The sequence below is a fragment of the Kitasatospora fiedleri genome, from assembly GCF_948472415.1.
Taxonomy (GTDB): domain Bacteria; phylum Actinomycetota; class Actinomycetes; order Streptomycetales; family Streptomycetaceae; genus Kitasatospora; species Kitasatospora fiedleri.
Window position 1 is genome coordinate 6,092,425 of the sequence record NZ_OX419519.1, and the last position, 24,034, is coordinate 6,116,458.

The following is a 24,034-nucleotide window of genomic DNA, read 5'->3' on the forward strand; positions in this document are numbered from 1 at the left end:
TCATGTCCGGTCGGATGAAAAGGTTTTCCTGCGTGCTGACCCGAACTCCGGTGCGGTCGGCGGAGTTCGCCACGAAAAGTCGGCGCCGCCCGGGACCCGACCTGCTGCTGACCGCGCTCCGGTGTACGGGGCGTCCGCTGCCGTCGACGCCACCGGCGACCCGTCCGCCGCCCACCGGGCCGGCGCCCGCGTCGCCGCCGTCCGCACCGGCTCGCACCGCGACGTCGGCTCCGCCGCCACCGCCACCCGCGTCCTGGAGGGCGTCACCGCCCTCGGCCCGGACCGCGCGGTGCAACCCCGCCCCCGTCCCGGCGGCGGGCCGGACGGGTGGTGGGCGGCGGTCGCGGCGTGCCTCCGGCCGTCCGGCGGCGCATCCTGGCAGGAGGTACGCGCCCGAGCCCGGAAGGGGAGACGCCCCGTGGACTCTCCAGCACCCCCCGCGCCCGCCCCCGGCCCGGACCCGGCGCGGGGGTCCGCGCCCGCGAGCGTCGCGGTCCTGCTCGACCCGGCGGGCGCCGTCACCTGGTGGTCGCAGGGCGCCGCCGACCTGTTCGGCCTCCCCGCCGACGGCCTGCGCGGCCGTCCGGCCGCCGAGCTGCTCGGCGGCCCGCTGCCCACCGGCACCGCCCCCGTCGAAGGCGTCCGGCTGCGGCGCGCCGACGGCGGTTCGCGCACCGTCGACCTGCGCCTGCTGCCCGCGGGCCCGCCCGGCGGCGGCGCACTGCTGACGATCACCCCGCAGCCCGCCGACCCGGCCGGCCTCGGGTTCCCGGACGCGCCGCTGGCCCGGGCCGTGCTCCAGCAGGACCGGATCGCCACCGCCTACCTCGACCGCGAGCTGCGCCCCGTCCGGCTCAGCGCCGCCTTCGACGCCCTGCTGGTGAGCGGCCTGGGCACCGGCCCGGACGGCCAGGACTGGCTGGAGCGCCTGCGCACCCCCGAGGGCGTGCCCGCCCGGGCCGCCTGCGACCGGACCGTCCTCGACGGTACCGCCGTCATCGGGGTCGAGCACCGCCTGGACGAGCAGCGGGCCTTCTCCCTCACCTGCTTCCCCGTCGACGACCCGGCCGACGGCCCCGACGGGCGCCCCCGCGGCGTGGTCGTCGTCCTGGTCGAGCTGCCCGCCGCCGGCCGCACCCGGCTCGGCCTGGCCGAGGCGTACCGGCGCGCCGCCGAGATCGGCGGCTCCCTCGACGTCGTCGCGGGCGCCCGCGAACTCGTCGACATCCTCGTCCCCGCCCTCGGCGACCTGGCCGCCGTCGACTTCCCCGACGCCGTCCTCCAGGGCCGCGACCCGCAGCTCGGCTACCCCGGCGTCCAGGCGTCCGCGCCGCGCCGGGTCGCCGCGAAGGCCACCGGGGGACGCTGGCCCGCCCCGCTCGTGCAGGTCGGCGAACCCGTCCCCGTCGTCCCCGACCGGCCGGAGATCGCCGCCGTCGCGGTCGGCGGCGTCCTGGTCTTCGACCCGGACACCGCCCGCTACGCGCTGGGCGGCGACCCCCGGCTGGTCGCCGCCCTCGTCCCCGCGGACATGCGCTCCGCGATCGGCTGCCCGCTCTACTACCGCGGCCGGCTGTTCGGCTACGTCATGGTCTGGCGCACCACCACCCCCGAACCGTTCGGCGAGGCCGACACGAAACTCGTCCAGGACCTGTGCGACCGCACCGCCCTCGCCCTCGACAACGCCTTCCGCTACACCCGCGAGCACGCCACCGCCGTCGTCCTGCAGAACAGCCTGCTCCCGCCGCCCACCACCGACACCACCACCGCCTGCGAGAGCACCGGCGCCTACCGGCCCGCCGACGGCACCCTCGGCGTCGGCGGCGACTGGTACGACGCCTTCCCGCTCTCCTCGCTGCGCACCGCCCTGGTCATCGGCGACGTCACCGGCCACGGGCTCCAGGCCACCGCCACCATGGCCCGGCTGCGCACCGCCGTCCACACCCTCGCCGAACTCGACCTGCCGCCCGACGACCTGCTGATCCGCCTCAACGACCTCGTCCAGCGGATGGCCGCCGAGTCCGCCGAGCCCGACACCGTCGGCGCCACCTGCCTGTTCGCCGTCTACGACCCCGTCGGCCGGGAACTGCACACCGCCGGCGCCGGACACCCCCCGCCGCTGCTGCTCACCCCGGACGGCACCGCCCGCTACCTGCCGCTGGACCCCGGGCCGCCGCTCGGCGCGGGCGACAGCGCCTACGAGGTGCACCGCACCGTGCTGGAGCCGGGCAGCCTGCTCGTCCTGTACACCGACGGCCTCACCGGCCACGACCCGGACGCCGCCATGCCCGGCCTGCTCACCCGGCTGCCCGGCCTCGCCCCCGCCGACCGCCCCCTCCAGGACGTCGCCGCCGACCTGCTCGCCGACCGCCCCGGTGCCGACCACCCCGAGGACGACACCGCGCTGCTGCTCGCCCGCACCCGCGCCGTCCTGCCGCAGTCCACCCTGACCCGCCGGTACGCCGACCTCGCCGACGTCCAGCGGGCCCGCGCCGACACCGGGGCCCAGCTCGCCGCCTGGGGCCTGGACCACCTCGCCTTCGCCGCCGAACTCATCGTCAGCGAGCTGGTCACCAACGCCATCCGCTACACCGAGGGCCCCGCCGTGCTGCGGCTGATCCGCGACCGGACGCTGGTCTGCGAGGTCTCCGACCCCTCCAACACCCAGCCGCGCCTGCGCCGCGCGCTGGACAGCGACGAGGGCGGGCGCGGCCTGTTCCTGATCGCGCAGCTGGCCGAGCGCTGGGGCTGCCGGTACGCCGAGCGCGGCAAGACGATCTGGACCGAACTCGCCCTGGAACCGCGGTTCTGAGCTCCGCGGCCGGTCGCCGGCGGGGTCAGGGGTGCGGCCGGGTGGCCAGGTAGGTGAGCCAGTCGCCGTGGTGGGTGATGTCGGGGCCGGTGGCCGCGGTGTGCGGGTCGCACTGGAAGCCCAGGACCCAGGTGGCGTCGTCGAGTTGGATGCGGCCCAGGGACATCGGGGCGGGGAGGTCGGCGAGGAAGCGGCCCAGGGCGGCGGGGGAGAGGGTCCACCGTTCGCCGGTGACCGTGCCGCCCCCGTCCGGGCCGACGTGGACCAGGCCGGGTTTGGGGGGTGTGGTGGGGAGGGCGGTCAGGCGGTAGGCGGGGGCGGTGCGGACGGGGCCCGCGTAGCGGGCGCCGGGGTCGGTGAGCTGGTGGTTGAGGGGCTGGCCGCGGCGGTGGGCGCCGAGGACGACCAGGTCGATGCCGGTGTCGGGGAGTGGGGCCGGGAGTTCTTCGCCGGTGAGACGGGCGGCGAGGTCGAGGCCGACCTGGTCGTCGAAGGCGCGGGTGAGGACGCTGACGCCGAACGGGCTGCCGTCCGCCTCGCCGGCCGGGACGGCGACGGCGGCCAGGTCGAGCAGGTTGACGAAGTTGGTGTAGGTGCCGAGCCGGGAGTTGACGCCGACCGGGTCGGCCCGGACGGCGGCGAGGGTGGGGTGCTCGGTGGTGGTGGGCAGCAGGAGCGCGTCGAAGCCGGCCAGCAGGCGGGCGGCGTCGGCCCGGTGCCGGTCGAGGCGTTCCTGGTCGGCGGCGAGGGCGTGGGCGGGCAGGTCGGCCGCGGCGAGGACGATGGCGGCGACGGTGGGGTCGGCGCCCTCCGGGTCGCGGGCGAGGAACTCCCCGACGGCCGCGTACCGTTCGGCGACCAGGGCGCCGTCGTAGAGCAGCCGGGCCGCCGCCAGCAGGGGCGAGACGTCGACGGCGGCGGTCTCCGCGCCGGTCTCCCGCAGCCGGGCGGCGGCCGCGTGGAAGGCGGCCCGGGCCTGCGCGGACAGCGGCGCGAGGTCCTGCTCGCGGGGCAGCGCCACCCGGGGCCGGTCCGGTGCCGCCAGCCGGACGGCGTCGGGCCAGCCGCGGCTGCGCGGGTCGGCCGGGTCGGGGCCGGTCAGCACGGCCAGCGCGGGCAGCGCCTCGGCGAGGGTGCGGGCGAAGACGGTGACGGCGTCGTAGGGGCGGGCGGCGGGGACGACCCCGGTGGTGGGGACCAGGCCGAGGGTCGGTTTGACGCCGACGATGCCGTTGAACGCGGCGGGCACCCGGCCCGAGCCCGCGGTGTCGGTGCCGAGCGCGAAGTCCGCGATGCCGAGCGCGACGGCGACCGCGGAGCCGGAACTGGAGCCGCCGGAGACCTTCTCCGGGTGGTGGGCCGAGCGCACCGCGCCGTACGGGCTGCGGGTGCCGACCAGCCCGGTGGCGAACTGGTCCATGTTGGTCTTGCCGAGCACGATCGCGCCCGCGGCGGCCAGCCGCCGCACGGCGGTGGCGGACACCCGGGGGTGCCGGGCGTAGCCGGGGCAGGCGGCGGTGGTGGGCAGGCCCGCGACGTCGATGTTGTCCTTGACGGCGTACAACAGGCCCCGCAGCGGCAGGAGTTCACCGGCCGCCGCGCGGGCGTCGAGGGCGCGGGCCTCGGCCGCGACCTCCTCCCGGGGGCGCAGGGTGATCCAGACCTCCGGCCGGTCGGCCTCCTCGATGCGCCGGTAGGCGGCGGCGACGCGCTCCTCGGCCGTGCCGGCCGTGCCGGCCGTGCCGGCCGTGACGGCTGCGGTGGTTGCGGCGGCGGGGCGTTCGGCGGTCCCGGCGGCCACGGCGGTGGGGGCGTCGCTCTCGGGGGTGGTGCGGTTCACGCTGCTTCCTCTCGCAGGACGACGGTCAACGGGGTGCCGGCGTCGATCTGCTGGCCGGGGGCGACCAGCACGTCGGCGACGACGCCGGCCGACGGGGCGCGGACGACGACCTCCATCTTCATGGCCTCCAGCACGATCAGCGGCTGCCCCGCCGCGACCCGGGTGCCGGGCGCGGCGGCCACCTTCCAGACGCTGGAGCTGAGCGGCGCCTCCACCAGCCCGGCGCCGGGCGGCAGCGCGCGGGGCGCCACCGCCGGGGCCGGGACGGGCTCGGGCCGGTCGGCGAGTTCGCCCGCGGCCTCCCAGGCCCGCCGCTCGGCGGCGAAGGCGGCGGACTGGCGGGCCCGGAAGGCGGCGATGTCGTCGGCGTTCTCGGCCAGGAAGCGTTCGTGCGCGGCCAACGAGAAGGTGCCGGGGCGGATGTCGAGCGCGCGGCGGCCGGCGGCCAGGTCCGCCCGGACGTCGAGGAGTTCGGCCGGGGAGACGGGGTGCCAGACGATCCGGTCGAAGAAGCGCAGCAGCCAGGGGATGCCGTCCGCGAAGGAGCGGCCGGGGCGCAGGCCGCCCCAGATCGGGACGGTGCGGCCGATCAGCTGGTAGCCGCCGGGGCTCTCCATGCCGTAGACGCACAGGTAGGAGCCGCCGATGCCGACGCCGGCCTCGGCGGTCCAGGTGCGGGCCGGGTTGTACTTGGTGGTGACCAGGCGGTGGCGGGGGTCGAGCGGGGTGGCGGCGGGCGCGCCCAGGTAGACGTCGCCGAGGCCGAGCACCAGGTACCGGGCGTCGAAGACGGTCCGGCGGACGTCGTCGACCGAGTCGAGGCCGTTGATCCGGCGGATGAACTCGATGTTGGACGGGTTCCACGGGGCGTCGTCGCGCACCGAGGTGCGGTAGCGGGAGATCGCCTCGTCCACCGTGGGGTCGTCCCAGGACAGCGGCAGGTGGACCTCCCGGCTGGGCACGGTGAGGTCGTGCGCGGCGGGGAGCCGGTCCTCGGCCTCCTGGAGCAGGCCGAGCAGGGTGCGCAGCGGGAGCGCGTCGGGGTCGGTGTGCAGGTGCAGCGAGCGGACGCCGGGGGTGATGTCGACCAAGCCGCGGGGCCGGTGCGCGGCGAGGTGCCCGGCCAGGGCGTGCACCCGCATCCGCAGGGCCAGGTCGAGGGCCATCGGGCCGTACTCGACCAGGATGTTGTCGTCGGCGCCGCGCCGGTAGACCACCTCGGGCGCGGTGTCGGTGGCGGGGCGGCGGGCGAGCACGCCGTCGTCGGGGTCGGGGCCGTCGGCAGGCAGGGTGCGCGGGGCGGGGGAGCGGCGCAGCTCGGCGGCGCGGGCCTCGGTGACGGGGACGAAGCGGACGGTGTCGCCGGGGCGCAGCTGCCCGGCCTTCCAGCGCTCGCCGGCCACCACGGTGAACGGGCAGGCGAAGCCGCCGAGGCTGGGCCCGTCGGGGCCGAGGATGGCGGGGGTGTCGCCGGTGAGGTTGACGGCGCCGACGGAGTACGCGGTGTCGTGGACGTTGGAGGGGTGCAGTCCGGCCTCGCCGCCGTCGGGGCGGGCCCACTCGGGGCGGGGGCCGATCAGCCGCACGCCGGTGCGGGCGGACTGGGCGGAGACCTTCCAGTCGGCGCCGTACACCGTCCGCAGACCGGCCCGGGTGAGGAAGTCCGGTGCGGGGTGCGGGCCTTCGGAGACCGCGAGCCGCCAGCGGGTGGTGAAGTGCGGGCGCCGGGCGGCGGGGACGGCGGCGGGCGCGGGCGCGCCGGGCGCGGGGTCGGCCGGGCGCAGCACGTCGCCGGTGCGCAGGGCGCGGCCGGCGTGGCCGCCGAAGCCGCCCAGGGTGAAGGTGGCGGTGCTGCCGAGGTAGGCGGGCAGGTCGAGGCCGCCGCGCACCAGCACGTACGTCCGCATGCCGGGCCCGGCGGGGGTGCCGACCTCCAGCAGGGCGCCGGCGGGCAGGTCGAGCGGCTCCCACTGGGCGGCGGGGGCGCCGTCGACCGTGACCGGGGCCGGGGCGCCGGTGACGCAGACGACGGCGGGCCGGGAGAAGCGCAGGGCCGGGCCCTCCAGGGTGCACTCCAGGCCGGGGGCGCCCGGCGGGTTGCCGACGGCGGTGTTGCCGAGCCGGAAGGAGAGGTCGTCCATCGGGCCGCCGGGCGGTATGCCGACGTCCCAGTGGCCGGTGCGGCCGGGCCAGTCCTGCACGGTGGTGAGGGTGCCGCCGCGGACCACGTCGATCCGCGGGCGCGGGTCGGTGACGCCGGCCAGGGTGGCGGTGGTGTGCCGGGCGGCCAGCACCTCGGGGGTGCGGCAGGCGGCGCGCAGCAGACCGAGGTTGGTCTCGACGCCGTCGATCCGGGTGGCTTCCAGGGCCTCGGCCAGCCGGGCGAACGCCTCGGCGCGGTCGCGGCCGGTGGCGATCACCTTGGCGAGCATCGGGTCGTAGGCGGGGGAGACCTCCTGGCCGGTCTCCACCCAGCCGTCCACCCGTATCCCGACGACGGGAGCGCCGTCCGGAGCGCCCCCGGGAGCGCCCCCGGTGACGCCGCCGGGAGCGGTGCCGGGAGTGGTGGCAGGGAGTTCGACCCGGGTGAGCAGGCCGGAGCTGGGCCGGTGGTCCTGGCCCGGGTCCTCGGCGTAGAGCCGGGCCTCGACGGCGTGCCCGCGGACGGGCGGGCCGTCGGGGCCGACGCCGGCCAGCAGGTCCTGCTCGCCGCGGGCCAGCCGCAGCATCCAGCCGACCAGGTCGACGCCGGTGATCTGCTCGGTGACCGGGTGCTCCACCTGGAGGCGGGTGTTGACCTCCAGGAAGGCGGCCTCCTCGCGTTCGGCGTCGTAGACGAACTCCACGGTGCCGGCCGAGCGGTAGCCGACCGAGGCGCACAACTCCCGGGCGCTGCGGTGCAGTTGCTCGCGCAGTGCGGCCGGGAGGCCGGGGGCCGGGGCCTCCTCCAGGACCTTCTGGTGGCGGCGCTGCAACGAGCAGTCCCGGTCGCCCAGGCTGACGACCCGTCCGGTGCCGTCGCCGAAGACCTGCACCTCGACGTGCCGGGCCCGGGCGACGTACCGCTCCAGGAAGACCCCGCCGTCGCCGAAGTTGCCCCGGGCCAGCCGGGTGACCTGGTCGTGGGCGGCCCGCAGTTCGTCCGGCCCGGCGCAGGCCCGCATGCCGATGCCGCCCCGCCGCCGGTGGCCTTGAGCATCACCGGGTAGCCGATCTCCTCGGCCGCGCGCAGCGCCTCCTCCGGCCCGGCCAGCAGCCCGGTGCCGGCCAGCAGCGGGACCCCGGCGGCCTCGGCCGCCGCGCGGGCGGTGTGCTTGGCGCCGAAGACCTCCAGTTGGCGGGGGGTGGGGCCAACGAAGACCAGGCCGGCGGCCTCCGCGGCGGCGGCGAACGCCGCGTTCTCGGACAGGAAGCCGTACCCGGGGTGGACCGCCCCGGCGCCCGTCGCGCGGGCCGCGGCCAGCACCAGGTCGGCCCGCAGGTAGCTCTCGGCGGCGGGCGCCGGGCCCAGCCGGACGGCTTCGTCGGCCATCCGGACGTGCGGGGCGGTGCGGTCGGCGTCGGAGTACACGGCCACGGTCCGCAGGCCGAGCGCGGACGCGGAGCGGATGACGCGGCAGGCGATCTCGCCGCGGTTGGCGACGAGCAGGGTGTCGAACACGACGGCGGCTCCTCAGGGGCGGGCCGGACGGGGCGGGAGGGGTCGGGCGGGCCGGCCGGTCGGGGCGACCGGTCCGCCCCGTACCGGTGGCGGAGCGGGTTACGCGCCGGCGGGTGCGGCGGGCGTGACGGGTGCGGCGGGCAGCACGTGGTCGCCGACCCGGTCGGTGCTCAGGCACAGCGAGCAGACGACGGCGTCGTGGGTGGCGCAGGCGGCCAGGTCGGGGCGCTCGTACGGCTGGTGGCAGACGTGGCAGACCAGGGTGGCCGCGCTCGGGTTGCCCTCGTCGTCCAGCAGCGGCTCGGCCAGGCCGTCGTCGGTGCGGCGCAGGTAGTACCGGCCCCGGGTGAGGACGGCCATCAGCGGGGTGAGGACGAAGGCGATCAGGGCGGCGGCCACCGGGGAGTACGGCTGGAGGGTGTCGCCCAGGGCGTGGAAGTACAGCGCGATGGACAGGCCCGAGGCGGCGGTGAAGGCGACCACGCCGACCGGGTTGACGGCGTACAGCATGCCGCGGCGGAACTCCGGTCGCAGCGGGGAGATCCGCAGGAGGTGCTTGTTGACGCCGATGTCGGTCGCGACGGTGACCACCCAGGCGATCGCGCAGTTCGAGTAGAAGCCCAGGACGCCGTTGAGGAAGCTGAACATGTCGGCCTCCATCAGGACGAGCGCGATGCCCAGGTTGACCAGGACGAAGACCATCCGCCCGGGGTAGCGCCGGGTGACCCGGGTGAAGGAGTTCGTCCAGGCGAGCGAGCCGGAGTAGGCGTTCGTCACGTTGATCTTGATCTGGCTGATCACCACCAGCACCACCGCCAGCGGGACGACCAGCCAGGACGGCAGCATCGCGTCGAAGGCGCCCTTGAACTGCCGGATCGGCTCGGGCGCGAGGCCGGGCCCGACCGCCGAGAGGATGTGCACGGCGAGGAAGACCCCGATCGCCTGCTTCAGCGCGCCGACCACCACCCAGCCCGGGCCGGCCAGCACCACCGCCGTCCACCACCCGCGCCGGTTGGCCGCCGTCCGGGGCGGCATGAAGCGCAGGTAGTCGATCTGCTCGCCGATCTGCGCGATCAGCGACAGGCAGACCCCGGCGCCCAGCAGCACCGAGGCGGTGTCGACCCCGCCCGCGCCGTCGGTGCCCGGGTAGGACAGGAAGCGGTGCACGCTGCCCGGGTCGGTGGAGATCAGGTACACCAGCGGGGAGACCATCAGCACCAGCCAGACCGGGGTGGTCCACACCTGGAGCCGGCTGAGCGCCTTCATGCCGTAGACCACCAGCGGGATCACCATCAGGGTGGAGACCAGGTAGCCCAGCCAGAGCGGCAGACCGAGGCCCAGCTTGAGGCCCTGGGCCATGATCGAACCCTCGAGGGCGAAGAAGATGAAGGTGAAGCTGGCGAAGATGACGCTGGTCAGCACCGAGCCGTAGTAGCCGAAGCCGGAGCCGCGGGTGATCAGGTCCAGGTCGATGTTGTAGCGGGCGCCGTAGTACGCCAGCGGGTAGCCGGTGACGAAGATGACCACGGCGGCCACGGCGATCGCCACCAGCGCGTTCCCGGTGCCGTGGGCCAGGCCGATGCCGGCGCCGATCGAGAAGTCGGCCAGGTAGGCGATGCCGCCGAGGGCGGTGGTGGCCACCACCATCGGGGTCCAGCGGCGGTAACTGCGCGGCGCGAAACGGAGGGTGTAGTCCTCCAGGGTCTCCTTCACCGCCTGCCCGGTGCCCGGTGCCGCCGACTGCGGGGGGCCGGGCTCGGCGGCTTTCACCAGGCGGGGCTCGACGTTCATGCGGTGCCTCCTTGCCGTGCGGAAGAGCGGAAGGGTGCGCGGGTGCGCGGGCATGCGGGCATGCGGGCATGCGGGTGCGCCGGTACGCGGGTGCGCGGGACGGCGGTAAGGGGTCAGACCCGGTCCGCGTGCAGGGCCATCTGCGTCAGGGCGCGCCGGGCGCGCTCCAGGACGACGTCCATGGAGGCCCCGACGTGGCTGTGCAGGGCGCGGTACGCCTCGTCCAGGCGGCCGTCCCGGACGTGCTCCATGATCTCGATGTGCTCGGTGATGGTGGAGTCCACCCGGTCCCGGGTGAGGAAGTCGTACATCCGGACCCGGCGAATCCGCCGGTTGACCGCGACCAGCGCCTCGGTGAGCGCGGGGTTGCCCGCGGCCCGGGACAGCGCGGTGTGGAACTCCTCGTCCAGCACGACGAACCGGGGGTCCGGCTCGGGGGGCGCCTCCCGGATCGCGTACCAGCGCCGCAGTTCCGCCTCGATCACCGCCGGGTCGTGCCGCAGCGACGGGTCCTCCAACGCCCGTGCCACGCCGCGCAGTTCGAGCGTGACGCGGAGCTCGTACAGGTCCCGCAGCTGCGGGAGGTTCGGCACCACCGGGAAGTAGCCGCCGTCGCCGCGCTCGATCATCCCGTCCGACCGCAGCCGGGCCAGCGCCTCCCGCACCGGCGTCCGGGAGACCCCGAACCGGGCCGCCAGCCGCTCCTCGGTCAGCCGTTCGCGCAGCCCGATCCGGCCGGACAGCAACTCCTCGCTCAGCTCCGCGTGGACCCGCTCGCGGTGCGGGAGGTTCGGTGTGTCCGGGGGTGTATACAGCGCTGTGTCCATGGCGGGAGACGCTAGGCAGCGGCCGTTTCCGCCGGACGCGCCCCGGGTGAAGGAGGCGTTTCGGAAGCCTCCCCGGGCAACGGCACGGTTAACGGCGCTGTCGACGGCCGGGCCTGACGGCCGCTCGGCCGCTCAGCCGCTCGGCCGCTCAGCCGCGCTCCCCGGGCCCGGCCCCGGCCCCGGTGCGGGCGGGCCCGAAGCCCTCGCTGGTGAGCAGGTAGAACGCGGGCACCAGCAGGAACACCCCCAGCGCGACCAGCGGGGCCAGCGCCGCGCCCAGCACGCCGGCCGCCGCGTAGAGGCCCACGCCGATCCACGACCGCAGGCTGCCGTGCCGCAGGTAGGACGGCTCCACCCCGGTGGCGAGCAGCTCCGGGCGGCGGCGCAGGCAGTGGTAGAGCACCACCCAGCTCAGGCACATCGCCGCGGCGACGCCCGCGTACAGGGCCACCGCCGTCCGCGCGTCCGCGCCGTCGAAGTCCTCCTGCAGCGCGCGGGAGAGCACCCCGGTGGGGAACGGCAGGGCCGCGGTGGTGAACAGCACCAGCAGGTTCGCGGCCTGCAGGCCGCGGTCGAGCGAGCGCACCCGGACGAACGCCTGGTGGTGGTTGAGCCAGATCACCGCCACGTAGCTGAACGAGGCCGCGTAGCCGACGTAGGCCGGCCACTGCTGGGCCAGCGCGTGCGCCAGCCCCCCGCTGCGGTGCGGCGGGTCGGACAGGTCCAGCACCAGGATGGTCACGGCGATGGCGAACACCCCGTCGCTGAACGCCTCGGCCCGCGCGGTGTCCGACCGGGTGAAACGCGTCCCGGCGCGCATCACCGGCCGCCGTCCGGCACCGGGACTCCTCCGGGAACTGCCACGGGCGCCGTCACGCGGCCCGTCACGAGCGACTCCACCGGGGCCGTCACCTCACCTTCGTCCGCCGCCGGCGCCGGGCCGGCGGTCCGCGCCGCCCGCGGGCACGGGCGGCCCGGCATCCGTTCCCGCCGTCGCCACCCGCCCCCGCCACCGGGACCGGACGTCCTCCGACCGGCCCACCCGCGGCGGCCGCCCGGTCAGGCCCGCGCGGACACCACCGCCCGCCGCCCGGTCAGGCTCCCGTGCCCCGCCCGCCGGGCGGGCTCTGCGGGCCGAGCGCGTCGAACCGGGCGAGCAGCAGGTCCAGCACGTCCGGGAAGGCGGAGCCGGCCATCTCGGGCAGGTGGTCCCGGACGGCGTGCAGGTGCGGGTACTCCGCGGCGGGGAGGTTGCCGTGGACGGAGCGCCAGGAGCGGTCCTGCTGGTCGCGCTGCTGCGCGGTGAGGGTGCGGACGTCGGCGTCGAGGGCGGCGTGGGCGAGGACGGTGTCGATGAAGGCGCGGTAGTGCCGCACCGCGTCGGCGGGGGAGAAGCCGGCCGCCAGCAGCAGGCCGATGCCGGTGTCGACCGCGCGGCACTCGGCCGGGCCGGCGGTGACCCGGGAGGCGCGGACGGCGGCCAGCCGCGGGTGGCGCAGCACCGAGCTGTGCACCCGCACCCCGAACTCGCGCAGGTCGGCCCGCCAGTCGGCGGTGGGGGCGAAGCCGTCGAGCGAGTCGCCGATCAGCCGGTCGGCGACCGCGAGCAGCAGGGCGTCGGTGTCGGCGAAGTAGCGGTAGACGGTGGACGGGTCGCAGCCGAGGGCGGTGCCGAGCCGGCGCACGGTCAGGGCGTTCCCGCCGGGCGCCTCGATCAGGTCGAGCGCCGCGGTGACGATCAGCTCCTCGGTGAGCACGGTGCCGTTGCGGGTGGGGCGCCTGCGGCGGCGTTCGGCGGGGATGCGCGTCGGTTCCGGCACGTCGGGGCTCCTGGGCGGGGTCGGCGGCGCCGCGGGCGGCCGCTCTTACGACAACTTATTGACGTAACTATGGCAGGGTTGTTTCATCGGTGCACCCCCCTCCGCCCGCCCCGCGCCGCTCAGGCCCGGGCGGAGGGTCCCCCCACGAGTCGAGGAGACCGACATGGCCGCTGGCACCCCCGCCAGACCCCCCGCACCGGAGCTGCGGCGCACCCTGGGCGTGCGCGACGGCGTGGCGATCGCGGCGTCCAGCACGGCCGCCACCACCAGCATCGGCATCGGCATGGGCGCGCTCGCGGTGTACGCGGGCCGGCAGACCCCGGCGCTGCTGCTGGTCGCGTTCCTGCCGATCCTCGGCATCGCGCTCTCCTACGCCCGGCTCAACCGCACCGAGCCGAACTGCGGCAACGGCTACACCTGGGTCGGCCGCTCGGTCGGCGCCTGGCCGGGCTTCCTGACCGGCTGGGTGGTGCTGGTCGCCAACGTGATCTTCATGGCCTACACCAGCGCGATCACCGGCTCGGTGGTGCTCCAGTTCGTCAACAAGGCCGGACTGCACCGCCTGCTCGGCATCGACCTCGACCCGGGCTCCACCGGGATCAGCACCGTGGTCGGCCTGGTCGCCCTGGTCGCCGTCACCGTCACCGCGGTGACCGGCGTGCGCTCCGCCACCCGCCTCCAGTGGGCGCTGCTGGCCTTCGAGTACACCGTGCTGCTGGTGTTCTGCACCTGGGCGATGCTCGCCGGGCACGAGTCGTTCTCCTGGAACTGGCTCAACCCGTTCGCCATCGACTCCTTCCGCTCCCTCGCCCAGGGCCTGGTGCTGGCGGTGTTCGTCTTCTGGGGCTGGGACGCCGCGTTCACCGTCAACGAGGAGACCAGGAACGCCTCCGACGCCTCCCGGGGCGGCCTGATCGCCCTGCTGGCGATGCTCGGGCTGCTGGTGTTCGCCGCGATCTCCTTCCAGCGCATCCTGGGCAACGACGAACTCGTCGCCCAGGGCCCGCAGGCCCTCACCTACCTCGGCGCGAGGCTCGCCCCCGAGCCGTGGGCCTCGCTCCCGCTGGCCGCGCTGATGTGCTCGGCGTTCGCCTCGCTCCAGTCCAGCGTCATCCCGACCGCGCGCGGCGCGCTCGCGATGGGCCGGGACCAGACCCTCGGCCGGCTGTGGACCAGGGTGCACCCCCGCTACGGCTCCCCGGCCGTCGGCACCCTGCTCATCATGGCGATGTCCGCCGCCGTGGCCGTCCTCGCCGTCGGCATCCCGAAGATCAACCTGATGATCCTCACCGCCGTGAACTCCATCGGCCTGATCGTCGCGCTCTACTACGGCCTGACCGCCCTGGCCTGCGCCGTCCGCTTCCGCGCCGACCTGCGCGCGGGCCTGTCGCCCGCCCTGCGCGGCGTCATCGTGCCCGGCCTCAGCGCCCTGGTGCTGTTCGGCCTCGGCGGGTACCTCGCCTACCAGTACGCCACCATGAGCGACCACTTCGAGGCCACCCCCGACAACGGCTGGTTCATGCTGCTGATCCCGGCGCTGATCGTCGGCTCCGGCCTGGTCGTCGCCGCCGTCGCCAAGTGGCGCCGCCGCTCCCCGTACTTCGCCACCGGCCGGGGCACCGACGCCGACGCCATCGCGCTGCCCATGGACGCCACCGCCTGACCCGTCTGCCCATCCGTTCCGTCCTCCGCCCGTCCGCACCCCCCGTCCTGGAGCCCGCATGCACGCCGCCACCGCCGACCTCGTGTTCACCGGAGGGCCGGTCCACACCGTCGACCCGGTCCGCCCGTACGCCACCTCGGTGGCGGTGCGCGGCGACCGCGTCCTCGCGGTCGGCCACGACGAGGTGCGCGACCTGGTCGGACCGGCCACCGAGGTCGTCGACCTGCGCGGCCGGCTGCTGATCCCGGGCTTCCAGGACGCCCACGTCCACCCCGTCGGCGCGGGCGTGGAGGCGGGCCAGTGCGACCTGTCCGGCGCCACCGACCCGGCGGAGTGCGCCGCCCGGATTCGCGCCTACGCCGACGCCCACCCCGACCGCCCCTGGATCACCGGCGGCGGCTGGTCGATGGAGTCCTTCCCCGGCGGCACCCCCGACCGCCACCTGCTCGACACCCTGGTGCCGGACCGCCCGGTCTACCTGGTCAACCGCGACCACCACGGCGCCTGGACCAACACCCGGGCCCTCGCACTCGCCGGCCTCGACCGCCGCACCCCCGACCCCGCCGACGGCCGGATCGAACGCGAGGCCGACGGCACGCCCGGCGGCACGCTCCAGGAAGGCGCCATGCGCCTGGTCGCCGACCACGTCCCCGCGGTGACCGCCGACGAGCAGCTGGCCGGCCTGCTGCACGCCCAGGCCGTCCTGCACGGGTACGGCATCACCGCCTGGCAGGACGCCCTGCTCGGCGCGCACGCCTCCACCCCCGACGCCGCGCCGGTCTACCGCCGCGCCGTGCGGGAGGGGCTGCTGACCGCCCGGGTCCGCGGCGCGCTGTGGTGGGAGCCGTCCCAGGGCCTCGGGCAACTGCCCGAACTCCTGCGCCGCCGCGAGGAGTTCACCCTCGGCGGGCTGAACACCCACACCGTGAAGATCATGCAGGACGGCATCGCCGAGAACGGCACCGCCGCCCTGCTCGGCCCCTACCTGGACGCCTGCGGCTGCGCCTCCGGCAACTCCGGCCTCTCCTTCGTCGACCCCCGCGAACTCGCCGCGGCCGTCACCGCGCTGGACGCCGAGGGGTTCCAGGTCCACTTCCACGCCCTCGGCGACCGGGCCGTGCGCGAGGCGCTGGACGCCGTCGAGGCCGCCCGCCGGGCCAACGGCTGGCGCGACAACCGGCACCACCTGGCCCACCTCCAGGTGGTCGACCCGGCGGACGTCCCGCGCTTCCGCGCGCTCGGCGCCACCGCCAACATCCAGGCCCTGTGGGCGGCCCACGAACCCCAGATGGACGAGCTCACCATCCCCTTCCTCGGCCGGGACCGGGCCGCCCGCCAGTACCCGTTCGCCGACCTGGTCCGCAGCGGCGCCACCCTCGCCGCCGGCAGCGACTGGCCGGTCTCCAGCCCCGACCCGATCGCCGCCCTGCACACCGCCGTCAACCGCCACCAGCCCGGCTCCGACCGCCCGGTCTTCCTCCCCGAGCAGCGCATCCCCCTGCACACCGCGCTCGCCGCCTACACCGCGGGCAGCGCCCACGTGAACCACCTCGACGACACCGGCACCATCACCCCCGGCAAGCTCGCCGACCTCGCCGTCCTCGACCGCGACGTCTTCGCCCGCCCCGCCGAGGAGATCGCGCTGGCCCGCGTCCTGCAGACCTTCGTCGGCGGCCGCCGGGTCCACCACGCCCCCGACGCCTGACCCGGTGCGGCGACCGGCTCCGGGGCCGGGCGTCAGGCGTCCGGGGCCCGCTCGGCGCCGACCCGGGCCTCGCGCTGCCGGGCCGCCCACGCGCGCATCCGCTCCACGGACTCCGGGTCGTCGGCCGCGCCGGTGTCCAGCACCGTGGTCGCGCCGTCGCCGAGGTCGACGAACCGGTGCTCCATGGTGCCGGTGGCGACGATCGACAGCACGGCGAGGAGTTCCTCCTCCACCTCGCGGGTCAGGTGCGCCCGGTCCTCGGGGCGAGGTCGAGGACGTGGTCCTCGGCGGGGGCGGCGAGGGAGGCCACCGCGGGGGCGAGGAGGCGGCCCAGCACCCGGAACTCGTCGGGGGCCATCCGGGCCCGCAGGGTGTCGAGGTAGAGGCGGACCCGCTCGGCCCGGGTGGGGTGGTGTCGTCGTGCACCCGGCCATCCTGCCAGCGCCCGCGCCCCGTTCCCGGCCCGGGGAGGCGAACGTTTCCGATCCGGGCGGTGAACCGTGCCGTTTCCTTGGGGTGCACCCCCTGACGCCGGGGGCGGGCCCGGGTGGGACAACGGAGGGAGAGCCCGCCCACCGCACCCGCTGGAAGTGATCGCCGTGGCCACGACCGAGATCCCGACGGCCCCCCGCCCCGCCGCAGTCCCCGCCCGCGCCGCAGTCCCCGCCCGCGCCGCCGCCCCCGCGCCGGGACGGGAGGGGGAGCACTGGGCGGTCGAGCACCGCCCCGACGCGCTCGGGCCGCTCCGCCGGTCGGCCCGGGCGTCGCTGGACTCCTGGGGGGTGGAGCCCGCCGCCGCCGACGCCGCGGTCCTGGTGGTGTCCGAACTGGTGACCAACGCGGTCCGCCACGCCCTCCCGCCGGTCGCCCTCCGGCTCCGCCACGACCGCGCCGACCGGCGGCTCTGGGTCGAGGTCACCGACGGCGGCCCCGCCCGCACCACCGCCCCCGACCTGCCGCCGCCCGACGAACACGGCCGCGGACTGTTCCTCGTCGCCGCCCTCGCCCTCGCCCACGGCGCCCGCCCGCACCACGGCGGGACGGTCGTCCGCTGGGCCTGCGTCGCGGCGGGCTGAACGCCGGGCCCAACGCTCGGCCGACCGCGCCCGCCCCGGCGGGCCGGACCGTCCCTGACCTGGACCGATCCGGTGCGAGCGGCGAAGATGGGCAGGTGAGCGCCGAACCCGGGCCGCCCCCGGCCCCCGTACCGGACGCGGCACTCCTCGAACGCGGCCACGAGTCGGCCGTCCTCGACGCGACGGTCGCCGCGGCCGGGCGCGGTGCCGGGGCGGCCGTGCTGCTGGAGGGGGTGGCCGGGATCGGGAAGAGCGCCCTGCTGCGGTACGCCCGCGACCGGGGCCGGGCGGCCGGGGTGCGGGTGCTCACCGCGCGGGCCACCGAGCTGGAGACCAGTTTCGCCTTCGGTGTCGTGCGGCAGTTGCTCGAACCGCTGCTGGCCGCGGCGCCCCCCGAGCGGCGGGCGGCCCTGCTGACCGGCCCGGCACTGGCCGCCACCGCGGTCCTCGCCCCGCTCCGGGAGGAACCGGAGGCGGCGGCGGCCAGGCCGGCGATCGGCGACTTCGCCGCGCTGAACGGCCTGCTGTGGCTGGCGGTGAACGCGGCCGAGGAGGAGCCGCTGCTGCTCGTCGTCGACGACCTGCACTGGTGCGACCCGCCGTCGCTGCGCTGGCTGGCGTTCCTGCTGCCCCGGCTGGCCGAGCTGCGGATCGCCCTGGTCGCCGCCGTGCGCAGCGACGAGGCGGTCGAGGCCCGGCCGCTGCTCAACCAGGTCGCCACCGACCCGGCGTTCACGGTGCTGCGCCCGCGCCCGCTCGGCCGGGGCGCCGCCGCGGAGTTCCTGACCCGCGCGCTGGAGCGGGGCGGCGTCGAGCCGGACTTCGTCCGGGCCTGCCACGACGCCACCGCGGGCAACCCGCTGCTGCTGCGCGAGCTGGCCCGGGCCGTGCGCGAGCAGGACCTGCCGACCGACGCCGCGCACGCCGGGTACGTGGTGGACCTCGGGCCGCACGCGGTGGCCCGGCTGGTGGAGCGCCGCCGGGACCGGCTCGGTCCGCGGGCGCAGCGCTTCGCCGCCGCGCTCGCGGTGCTCGGCGACGACGCGCCGCTGGCCGACGCGGCGGCGCTGGCGGGCATCGACCCGGGCACCGCGCTGCGCTGCCTGGACGAGATCGGCCACCCCGGCACCGTGCACGACGGGGAGGGCTCGGCGGCCGGGCGCGGCCCGCGCCGCCTGCGCTACGTCCACCCGCTGATCCGGGCCGCCGTGTACGCCTCGATCCCGGCGGCCGACCGGGCCCTGCTGCACCGCCGGGCCGCCCGGCTGGTGGAGGCCAGGACCGGCGACGGCGACCCGGCCCGGATCGCCGCGCACCTGCTGCACGCGGTGCCCGCCGCCGACCCGCACGCGGTGGCGCTGCTGCGCCGGGCCGCCGCCCGGTCGGCCGCGATGGGCGCGCCCGCCGAGGCGGCGGTGTTCCTGCGCCGGGCGCTGGAGGAGCCGCCGCCCGAGCCGGAGCGGGTGCCGCTGCTGCTGGAGCTGGCGGAGGCGACCATCACCCAGGACATCGCCGCCGCGGCCGGCCACCTGCGCACCGCGCTGCGGCTGGCGTCCGGCCCGGTGGAGCGGGCCCGGATCGCGGCGCTGCTGGGCGAGGCGGCGACCTACGTGCAGCCGACCGAGCAGGCGATGGCCGACCTGGAGCACGCGGTGGCGGCGCTGGAGCGGGAGGAGGGCGGCGTCCCGGCGGAGGACCTGCGGCGCCGGCTGGCCGCCACGATGCTGTTCACCGCGTTCGCCTCCCGCTCCGGCCGGGGGGAGCTGGCGCGGCGGATGCCCCGGCTGCGCGAGCTGGCCGAGCACGACGGCCCGGGGGCCCGGATGCTGGACTGCGCGATCGCCTACCAGGACGCCATGACGGGCCGCCCGGACGCGGCGGACCGGGCCCGGCGCGGGCTGTCGGGCGGGCTGCTGGAGCCGTCCGAGCACACCGTCACGGCGCTGGCGCTGGCCCTCGCGGTGCTGCTGCTGGCGGAGGACCCGGGCGCGGCGGCCCGGCTGGACGCGCTGACGGCCGACGCCCGACGGAGCGGCTCGCTGCGCATGCTGGCCTCGGCGAGCACCGTCCGGGCCCGCGGCTGGCTGCTGGCCGGGCAGTTGGCGGAGGCCGAGACGGACGCCCGGGAGGGGCTGGCCGCGGCCCGGATCTACGAGCGGACGGGGCTGCGGACCACGGTGCTCGGCCCGGTGGTGCGGGCCGCGCTCGGCGAGACGCTGCTCCTGCGCGGCGACCTCGACGAGGCCGGGCGGGTGCTGGCCGCCGCCGGGCCCGCGCACCTGCTCGGCGCCCCGCGGGCCCGGCTGCGGCAGGCCCGCGGCGACGCCCCGGCGCTAGTGGCGCGCGAGGCCCTGGAGGCGGGGAGCGCCGCGGAGGCGATCGGGGTGCTCAACCCGGCCGTGGTGCAGTGGCGCATCCCGGCGGCGCTGGCCCTGCACGCGGACGGCCGCACCGGGCAGGCCCGGGAGCTGGCCGTCCGGGAGCTGGAGCTGGCCCGGCGGTGGGGCGCCCCCGCGCCGGTCGGTCGGGCGCTGCGGCTGCTGGCCGACCTGGCGCCGGACCGGGTGGGCGCGGTGGAGCTGCTGCGGGAGTCGGTCGCCGTGCTGGCGGGGTCGACGGCGCGGCTGGACCTGGCGGCGGCGCGCGCCGACCTCGGGGTCGCGCTGCACGCGGCGGGCCGGGCGGCGGAGTCCCGGGCGGTGCTGCGCGAGGCGCTGGACGCGGCCGACCAGTGCGGGGCCCGGCCGCTGACCGAGCGGGTGCGCGGGGCGCTGCGGGCGGCGGGCGCGCGTCCGCGCCGGGCGGCGCTGTCCGGGCCGGGGGCGCTGACCCCCAGCGAGCTGCGGGTGGCCGAGCTGGCGGCGGCGGGGGCGACCAACCGGGCGATCGCGCACCAGCTGTTCGTCACGCCGAAGACGGTCGAGGTCCACCTGTCGCGGATCTACCGCAAGCTCGGCATCTCCGCCCGTACCCAGCTCGCGGCGGCGCTGCGCGGCTGAGCGGACGGCTGCTCGGCCTCGGCCGCGCAGCCGCGCGGGCCCCTTACCCGACCCCCCGATCTTTTCCCCCGCCGTAGCTGCGGGGTGTCCGTCCGGGGCGGCCCGGCGTTGACTCGTCCCTTCGGACCGGTGCTCCGCCGTGCGCCGCCGCAGGTGGATTGGTTCATCAGATAATGCATGACTCTTGCTAAAAGCGGATGAGCTAGCCACGATATGAGCCACCACCCACCAGTTCGAAAGGCGGTCCCCCATGACTGCTGGCCCTGTCACACGCCTGCGTCGCCGCACCCTCGCCGGAACGGTCGGCCTCGCCACCGCCCTCGGCCTGCTCACCGCGGTCGGCCCGGCCGCCGCGACGGCCGGTGCGACCGGCACGCCCTGCGCCAACCCCGTCGACCCCGCCGGCGTGAGCTACCCGCTGCCCTGCCTGCGGCAGGTCTTCGCCGACGACTTCGACGGCACCGCGCTCGACCCCGCGAAGTGGAACGTCCGCCAGACCTCCTGGTCGAACGACTCCAACGTCTCGGTGGGCGGCGGCGAGCTGAGCATCGACATGCGGCGGGTGAGCGCCTCGGCCGGAAGGACGGCTTCCGCGGCGGCGGCATCTCCTCCAAGCAGCGCTTCGGCTACGGCTACTACGAGATCACCGCGACCCTCCCGCAGCTCACCCCCGGCTGGCACCCGGCGTTCTGGACCCAGCTGTGGGACGGCGCCGAGGGCCGCCCGGTGTACGACCGGCCGTTCACCGAACTCGACGTGTTCGAGGTCCAGTCGGTGGCCCCGCACGGCACCGTCCCCGCCACCACCAAGCTCGACGGCGGCGTCATCACCTGGAACAACAACACCTCCGGCAACGACGTCAAGAACTCCGAGTTCAAGCCGCGCTTCCCCTGGAAGAAGGCCGACGGCACGCCGCTGTGGAACGAACGGCACCGCTACGGCCTCTACTACACGCCCACCGCGCTGACGTACGTGCTGGACGGCACGCCGATCGGCACCGTGCCCAACCCGGTCCGGGACCCGATGCCGGGCACCGCCAGCTACCCGGCGGCGGCCTACAACTCGCCGATGTCGATCTGGATCTCGGCGGTGCTGACCACGCCCGCCTACATCGGCGCGGACGTCCCGGTCGGGACCAGCTTCGGCACCTACCGGGTGGACCGGGTCGCCTACTACGCGCCCGACGGGCAGGTCCCGCCGGTGGACGACCCGACGCCGCTGCCGGACGCGTTCACCACCGTCGCGGAGGACTTCGCCGACGGGGCGGCCCGCTGGTGGAAGAAGCCCGGCTCGACCTGGACCACCGTCCCGGCCGGGACCGGCCACGGCCTGCGCCACCCCTCGGCGCAGGGCGACGCGATCGCCCTGCTCGGGCAGCCCGTCGCCGACCCGCAGCCGCCCAACACCCTCCCGTTCGCGCCGGACTGGACCAACGTCGCGGTGGAGGCGACCGTCACGCTCGACGGCGCCGGCCAGGGCGCCGGGCTGATGGCCCGCGCCAAGGACGACCAGAACTACTACTACCTGCAACTGCTGCCCGCCAAGCAGCAGGTCGCGCTGGTGCGCAAGGCGGACGGCGTCTCCACCGTGCTGGCCACCGCCCCGGCGGCCGTCACGCCCGGGACGGCGTACCGGCTGAAGCTGACGGTGGAGGACAACACCCTGACCGGCTACGTGGACGGGGTGCGCAAGCTCGCCGAGGACGACTTCGCCTTCGGCACCGGCCGGATCGGCCTCAAGGGCTACCAGCAGGCGTTCACCGCCTCCGACCTGACGGTCACCGCCCTCGGCTGAGCCGGTGCCCGGGCGGGGCGGCGGCACCCCCGACCTCCCGCCGCCCCACCCAGGCAACGGATTCATATAGTAAATCCCGCATCCATTTACTGGATGTGTCTTCCGGGATACGGTGACGTGTCGTCACAGTATGAGGAGTGAACATGGCGATAACCACCGAACCCCCGCCCGTCCGGACCGCGGACCCCGCCCCCCGCCCCGCCGCGCGGCCCCGGTCGGCGGGCGCCCGGGACCGCACCTTCGGCTTCATGCTGGCCGCGCCCGCGCTCACGCTGTTCCTCGTGGTGGCCGTCTACCCGCTGCTGGCCGGCATCGCGACGAGCTTCTACGACCAGTCCCTGATCCGGCCCGAGCGCAGGTTCGTCGGCCTGGACAACTACACCGCCGTCTGGCCCGACTTCGTGGACCGGCTCGGCACCACCCTGGTCTTCTCCGGCCTGGCCACGCTCTTCCCGCTCGCCGTCGGCCTCGCCCTCGCCGTGCTGCTCAACGCCCGGCTGCGCGGGCGCGGCCTGCTGCGCGGCGCGCTGATGCTGCCGTGGCTGCTGCCCGGCGTGGTGGTCTCCTTCCTGTGGGCCTGGATCTTCAACGACAGCTACGGCGTCCTGGACCACCTGCTGTCCGGCCTGGGCCTGCCCCAGGTCGACTTCCTCGGCCGCCCGGCCACCGCGATGCTCGCCGTCGTGGTCGCCAAGACCTGGAACTCCTTCCCCTGGGTGATGGTCGTCGCGCTCGCCGCCCTGCAGTCCCTGCCGCGCGAGCAGCTGGAGGCCGCCGCCCTGGACGGCGCCACCCGCGCCCAGCGCTTCCGGCACGTCTCGCTGCCGCACCTGGCCGGGCCGGTCGCCCTGGTCGCGATGCTGGAGTTCATCTACAACTTCGGGTCCTTCGACATGATCTTCGTGATGACCGGCGGCGGCCCCGGCACCTCCACCATGACCCTCGCCGTCAGCCTCTACCGCTACGCCTTCACCGAGTTCTCGCTCGGCCGGGCCGCCGCGATGGGCGTGCTGTGGCTGGTGTCCCTGTCCGTGGTGTGCGCGGGCTACTTCCTGCTGGACAAGAAACTGGAATCCCGCTGATGGCCCTGCTCGCCCCCCGTTCCCCCGGCACGCCCGCCCGCACGCCCGTCCCCCGGCCCACCCGCCGGGCCGCCCGCCGCGCCGCCCGCCAGGTCGGCGAGGGCATCACCGCCCCGGCCCTCGGCCGGTGGGGCCGGACCGCCCTCACCGCTCTCGCCCTGTTCGGACTGCTGCCGGTCTACTGGCTGTTCGCCACCGCGTTCATGCGCCGCGGCGACGTCTTCGCCGCCGACCGCCCGCTGTTCCCGGTCCACCCGACGCTGGAGAACTTCCGCGCGTTCTTCGACGACCCGGCCCTGCTGCGCGCCCTCGGCAACTCCGCGGTGGTCTCCACCGCCACCGCCGCGGTCTCGGTGCTGGTCTCCGGCCTGATGGCGTACTCGCTCTCCAAGTTCCGCTACCGCGGCCGCAACGCCGTCATGGTGATGTTCCTGCTGGGCCAACTCCTGCCCGGTGCCCTGCTGCTGGTCACGCTGTACCTGATGTTCAGCGCGGTCGGACTGCTGCACACCTACACCGCGGTGGTGCTGGCGTTCACCACCTTCACGCTGCCGCTGTCCGCGTTCCTGCTCAAGGGCATCATCGACGGCCTGCCGGACGAACTCATCGAGGCCGGCCGGGTCGACGGCCTGTCGAACACCGCGATCCTGTTCCGGATCGTCTTCCCGCTGATCACCCCGGGCCTGGTCACCGCCGGGATGTTCGCCTTCATGCGGGCCTGGAGCGACCTGCTGTTCGCCCTCACCCTGGCCGGGCCCGACAAGCAGACCCTGCCGGTCGGCCTGACCACGGCCTTCATCCACGAGGGCGCCGCCGACTGGCCGGCCCTGATGGCCTCCTCCGTGGTGACCTCGCTGCCGCTGGCCGTCGTCTTCGTCGTCCTGCAGCGCCACTTCGTCTCCGGCCTCGCCGCCGGGGCCGTCAAGGGCTGACCACCCGCCCGCCACCCTCGCCCCCCCGTTCC

General features: G+C 76.2%; 14 protein-coding genes and 1 pseudogene. 8 read left to right on the top strand and 7 right to left on the bottom strand.

What is annotated here, in order from left to right; translation table 11 throughout:
• Positions 1-121: 121 nt before the first annotated feature.
• On the top strand, positions 122-2,812 hold the full coding sequence (locus tag QMQ26_RS27600; RefSeq protein WP_282203073.1) for a SpoIIE family protein phosphatase: 2,691 nt from the start codon (positions 122-124) through the stop codon (positions 2,810-2,812).
• Positions 2,813-2,837: 25 nt separating this feature from the next.
• Here the strand turns inward: QMQ26_RS27600 and atzF are convergent, their stop codons facing one another.
• From atzF to QMQ26_RS27630, 6 genes and pseudogenes are all read right to left on the bottom strand, one after another.
• Positions 2,838-4,652, bottom strand: coding sequence for an allophanate hydrolase (gene atzF, locus QMQ26_RS27605; protein WP_282203074.1), 1,815 nt, complete (start codon positions 4,650-4,652; stop codon positions 2,838-2,840).
• Positions 4,649-8,313: pseudogene (gene uca / locus QMQ26_RS27610) on the bottom strand (urea carboxylase). The gene atzF and the pseudogene uca overlap by 4 nt, the downstream one beginning before the upstream one ends.
• 99 nt (positions 8,314-8,412) lie before the next feature.
• Positions 8,413-10,104, bottom strand: coding sequence for a purine-cytosine permease family protein (locus QMQ26_RS27615; RefSeq protein ID WP_282203075.1), 1,692 nt, complete (start codon positions 10,102-10,104; stop codon positions 8,413-8,415).
• A 113-nt stretch (positions 10,105-10,217) separates the two neighbouring features.
• Positions 10,218-10,931 carry a GntR family transcriptional regulator gene (locus QMQ26_RS27620; RefSeq protein ID WP_100839856.1) on the bottom strand — a complete coding sequence of 238 codons (714 nt, stop codon included), beginning with the start codon at positions 10,929-10,931 and terminating at the stop codon, positions 10,218-10,220.
• Positions 10,932-11,079: 148 nt separating this feature from the next.
• Positions 11,080-11,751, bottom strand: a complete 672-nt coding sequence (locus QMQ26_RS27625; RefSeq protein WP_199847212.1) for a TMEM175 family protein — start codon at positions 11,749-11,751, stop codon at positions 11,080-11,082.
• A 274-nt stretch (positions 11,752-12,025) separates the two neighbouring features.
• Positions 12,026-12,751, bottom strand: a complete 726-nt coding sequence (locus tag QMQ26_RS27630; protein ID WP_282203076.1) for a TetR/AcrR family transcriptional regulator — start codon at positions 12,749-12,751, stop codon at positions 12,026-12,028.
• 163 nt (positions 12,752-12,914) lie between these two features.
• Here QMQ26_RS27630 and QMQ26_RS27635 point away from each other — a divergent pair, with 163 nt between their 5' ends.
• Both QMQ26_RS27635 and QMQ26_RS27640 read left to right on the top strand, forming a co-directional pair.
• The gene (locus tag QMQ26_RS27635) at positions 12,915-14,414 is read left to right on the top strand and encodes an APC family permease (protein WP_282203077.1); all 1,500 of its coding nucleotides are present in this window, start codon (positions 12,915-12,917) and stop codon (positions 14,412-14,414) included.
• 58 nt (positions 14,415-14,472) lie between these two features.
• Entirely contained in the window at positions 14,473-16,119 is a 1,647-nt protein-coding gene (locus QMQ26_RS27640) for an amidohydrolase (RefSeq protein WP_282203078.1), read from the top strand.
• Positions 16,120-16,151: 32 nt separating this feature from the next.
• Here the strand turns inward: QMQ26_RS27640 and QMQ26_RS27645 are convergent, their stop codons facing one another.
• Positions 16,152-16,352: a hypothetical protein gene (locus tag QMQ26_RS27645; RefSeq protein ID WP_282203079.1), complete on the bottom strand. Its 201-nt coding sequence runs from the start codon at positions 16,350-16,352 to the stop codon at positions 16,152-16,154.
• A gap of 366 nt (positions 16,353-16,718) precedes the next feature.
• Here QMQ26_RS27645 and QMQ26_RS27650 point away from each other — a divergent pair, with 366 nt between their 5' ends.
• The 5 genes from QMQ26_RS27650 to QMQ26_RS27670 all read left to right on the top strand — a co-directional run bounded on the left by QMQ26_RS27650 (position 16,719) and on the right by QMQ26_RS27670 (position 24,002).
• Complete coding sequence (locus QMQ26_RS27650) at positions 16,719-17,195, top strand: ATP-binding protein (RefSeq protein ID WP_282203080.1); 477 nt, start codon at positions 16,719-16,721, stop codon at positions 17,193-17,195.
• A 95-nt stretch (positions 17,196-17,290) separates the two neighbouring features.
• Positions 17,291-20,194 (top strand): helix-turn-helix transcriptional regulator, encoded by a 2,904-nt coding sequence (locus QMQ26_RS27655; RefSeq protein WP_282203081.1) that lies wholly within the window; start codon positions 17,291-17,293, stop codon positions 20,192-20,194.
• Positions 20,195-20,674: 480 nt separating this feature from the next.
• Positions 20,675-21,988: a family 16 glycosylhydrolase gene (locus tag QMQ26_RS27660; RefSeq protein ID WP_282203082.1), complete on the top strand. Its 1,314-nt coding sequence runs from the start codon at positions 20,675-20,677 to the stop codon at positions 21,986-21,988.
• A gap of 143 nt (positions 21,989-22,131) precedes the next feature.
• Complete coding sequence (locus tag QMQ26_RS27665; protein WP_282203083.1) at positions 22,132-23,070, top strand: carbohydrate ABC transporter permease; 939 nt, start codon at positions 22,132-22,134, stop codon at positions 23,068-23,070.
• Positions 23,070-24,002: a carbohydrate ABC transporter permease gene (locus QMQ26_RS27670; RefSeq protein ID WP_282203084.1), complete on the top strand. Its 933-nt coding sequence runs from the start codon at positions 23,070-23,072 to the stop codon at positions 24,000-24,002. Before QMQ26_RS27665 ends, QMQ26_RS27670 begins: the two co-directional genes overlap by 1 nt.
• The last annotated feature ends 32 nt before the right edge of the window (positions 24,003-24,034 follow it).

Coding starts and splice junctions, on each gene's coding strand:
- QMQ26_RS27615 (WP_282203075.1), bottom strand. CDS start 10,104: ATGAACGTCGAGCCCCGCCTGGTGAAAGCCGCCGAGCCCGGCCCCCCG.
- QMQ26_RS27620 (WP_100839856.1), bottom strand. CDS start 10,931: ATGGACACAGCGCTGTATACACCCCCGGACACACCGAACCTCCCGCAC.
- QMQ26_RS27625 (WP_199847212.1), bottom strand. CDS start 11,751: ATGCGCGCCGGGACGCGTTTCACCCGGTCGGACACCGCGCGGGCCGAG.
- QMQ26_RS27635 (WP_282203077.1), top strand. CDS start 12,915: ATGGCCGCTGGCACCCCCGCCAGACCCCCCGCACCGGAGCTGCGGCGC.
- QMQ26_RS27640 (WP_282203078.1), top strand. CDS start 14,473: ATGCACGCCGCCACCGCCGACCTCGTGTTCACCGGAGGGCCGGTCCAC.
- QMQ26_RS27665 (WP_282203083.1), top strand. CDS start 22,132: ATGGCGATAACCACCGAACCCCCGCCCGTCCGGACCGCGGACCCCGCC.
- QMQ26_RS27670 (WP_282203084.1), top strand. CDS start 23,070: ATGGCCCTGCTCGCCCCCCGTTCCCCCGGCACGCCCGCCCGCACGCCC.